At 59.8% G+C, this 3,141-nt stretch carries 2 protein-coding genes; both read right to left on the bottom strand.

Annotation, left to right across the window (positions count from 1 at the left end; translation table 11 throughout):
- Positions 1-84: 84 nt before the first annotated feature.
- The gene (locus tag ABX749_RS27435; protein WP_372898835.1) at positions 85-1,482 is read right to left on the bottom strand and encodes a sulfatase; all 1,398 of its coding nucleotides are present in this window, start codon (positions 1,480-1,482) and stop codon (positions 85-87) included.
- Between the two features lie 74 nt (positions 1,483-1,556).
- Positions 1,557-3,065 carry a tripartite tricarboxylate transporter permease gene (locus ABX749_RS27430; protein ID WP_372898834.1) on the bottom strand — a complete coding sequence of 503 codons (1,509 nt, stop codon included), beginning with the start codon at positions 3,063-3,065 and terminating at the stop codon, positions 1,557-1,559.
- Positions 3,066-3,141: the final 76 nt, after the last annotated feature.

The raw sequence follows: 3,141 nt of genomic DNA, 5'->3' as shown, positions 1-3,141 counted from the left end.
GGAGGGCTCGCGCCCTGCCGCTAACAACAACACGGCCTGCTGTCATTGAACCTCAAACGCCGATCCAACGCCCCCGCACAACACTCACATCGGGGCGATACGGCGTGACCCCATATCGGTCGTCAGCACGACGTGGGCGTCGAAGGCGTCTTGAATCAGACTGTGCTTGATCGATTGATGTTTGGGATCATCCCACAGGTCTTCAAACTCCCACGGGTCGGTGTGAAGGTCATACAGTTCGCCGAGCCCCTTGTCGTGATACACGCACAGCTTATAGCGAGGTGTCCGATACATCGTGCCGAACGTTCCCACTCCGCCGGTGAAGTGTGGATCGAGTGCATCAAAGTACTCGCTGCGGACGAAATCATGGTGATGGGTCGGATCCGACTCGCCCCGCAAGATCGGCATCAAGCTCTTGCCCTGCATGTAATCCGGGCACTCCAATCCGCACAGCTGCATCAACGTCGAGGTCAGATCGAGCAACTCGACCAGTCCGTCACAGATCAATCCTGATTGAAACTGATCCGGCCACGAGAAAATCAACGGCACCCGCACCAGGCCTTCGTAGAATCGGCACCCCTTGAACATCAGCCCGTGATCGCCCAGCGACTCGCCGTGGTCGCTGGTGAAGATGATCACCGTGTTGTCCCGCGCGCCGGTGCGATCGAGCGTCTCAAGGAGACGCGCAAACTGGTCATCGATCTGCGCGATCATGGCGTAGTAATCCGCCTGCACCCGCTTGGCGTTGTGCTGTTCCGGCGTGCGGATTTCGTCTTGGAAATCCAGCGATGCGAGTTTCTTTTGTTGGATCAAATCCGAATCGCGAAAGTGCGGTCCCGGCATGTCGGCGGCATCAAATCGATCGGCGTACGCTTTGGGCGGGATGAACGGCGGATGGGGATCGTAGATGTTCAAATTCAATAGCCAAGGTTTCTCCCCCGCCGCGTGGTCTTGGATGAATTCGATCGCACACTCGCTGGCCCAGGTCGTTTGGTGAAACTCCGTCGGAACCCGTTCGGCGGACTGACGCATCGCATCCAAGTCACCGCCGCGACGGCGAACCCATTCGGCATAGTCATGGCCTTCGGACCAATCATCGCGTGGCGCGTGGCTGAATTTCCAATACGAAAACCCGTCGTCGATCCGCGGTTCGGTGCGATGCCCCGCGCTTTGCAAATGAAACTTGCCGACCAGACCGCAATCGTACCCTGATTCCGCGATCAACTTGGTGATCACCGGAGGATACGCCGGGAACGACTCATTGCCGTTGCGGGTGTTGTGAACCCGCGAGGGGTACATGCCGGTCATGAAACTGGAACGACTCGGCGTACAGATCGGGCTTTGGCAATAGGCATGGGTCATCGCGACGCCGGAAGCGACCAGTTGGTCGATCGTCGGCGTGACCACGTACGGGTTTCCCAACGCACCGATCGTGTCGAAACGCTGTTGGTCGGTGCAATACCACAGGATATTGGGGCGCATAGTTTTGGCGGATCGAATCGGGACAGAGGGAAACGGGGTAAACATTGGACGGGGCGTTGAACGTGATCGCCGAGCTACGATGACTCGTCAGGCAACACGATCGCTTTGCCGTCGTTGAACCGACGCCATAGTGTCCACGCCAACAGCCCCAGTGCAACCAGAGACAAACCCAATGAGATCGGTTGGGTGAACATCGGCATCAAACTGCCACCGCTTTGCATCAGCCCCGCCGCCAGGTGTTCTTCGCCGATCGGTGCCAACACAAACCCGATCACCAGCGGCGCAATCGGAATGTGAAACCGTTCCATCAGATACCCGATGACACCGAAGGCGAGCATCACCCAAACGTCAAACATGCGATTGGCAAGGGCGTAGGAACCGATCACGCAGAAGATCATTACCACCGGGACCAGGACAAACAGAGGCACCCTGGCGGCACGAACCATGATCCGCACCGAAGCCAGCAAGAACAGCAGGGTCAGCAGGTTGGCGATCAGCATCGTTCCGACAATCGTCTGCACCGCCAGCGGATCGCTTTGCACCAGCATCGGTCCGGGTTGCAAGCCGTGAATCACCAGTGCCCCCAACAAGATCGCGTCGATCACGCTGCCGGGGATCCCCATCGCGACCAGCGGAATCAGCGCCCCGCCGACGGTCGCGTTGTTGGCGGTTTCGGACGCCACCACGCCCTCCTCACTGCCGTTGCCGAATCGTTCCGGCGTCTTGGACGCCCGCTTGGCGGCCGAGTAGGCGATCACCGAACCGACGTTGGCACCGATGCCGGGCAAGATCCCGATCCAGGTGCCGATCAATGCCGAGCGGACAAGGTTGACGCCGTGGGTCGCCAAATCGCGAAGCCGAAAATCCAGTTTGTCGCCATCGTTGACTTCCGCGGCGCTGCCGCCGACATCGCCTTGCAAGACCTGGCGAATCACTTGATTGACCGCAAACAGCCCGATCAAGACCGGCAGCAGTTTGAACCCGTCATCCATCTCATGGATCCCGAACGTGAATCGCGCGATGCCGGTCGCCGGAGACGAACCGGGCATGGCGATCATCACGCCCAGCGCGCCGGAGAACAGCCCCAGACTGAGCGACTTGCCGCCGACGGTCGCGATCAAGACCATCGCAACCATCACCAGCGCAAAGAATTCGAAGGGGCCGAACGTCAACGACCAGGCCGCCATCGGCTGGGCCAGACAAACCAGGAATCCCCAAGAGATCATCCCGCCGATGAAGGTGCCGCCGATGCCCAGTGCCAGCGCCCGCCCCGCCTGGCCCCGCTGCGCCATCGGGTAGCCGTCCAACGTCGTCATCATCGATGCCGGCGTCCCGGGGATCCGCAGCAACGTCGCCGTCACTAGTCCGCCGCTGACCGAACCGACATACATCGAAACCAACAAGACCAGCGCCAACTCACTCGGCATCGAATAGGTCAGCGGCAAAGTCAACGCGATCAACATCGCGCCGGTCAATCCGGGAATCGCGCCGACGAAGATGCCCAACAACGAACCGATCGCCGCCATCAACAACGAGGTGGGAGACAATAGGAATTCGATCGCGACAGCGGGCTCGGTAAACAAACGATGATTCTCCTGCGCTAGTATTCCGCCGCACCTTGGTTTTCGGGTAGGCGGTAGTGGACGAGGCGACGAGTCC

The organism is Stieleria sp. (assembly GCF_041595215.1).
GTDB lineage: Bacteria > Planctomycetota > Planctomycetia > Pirellulales > Pirellulaceae > Stieleria > Stieleria magnilauensis.
The sequence above is the reverse complement of the archived record's forward strand: the minus strand, read 5'-3'. Positions and strand labels throughout refer to the sequence as shown.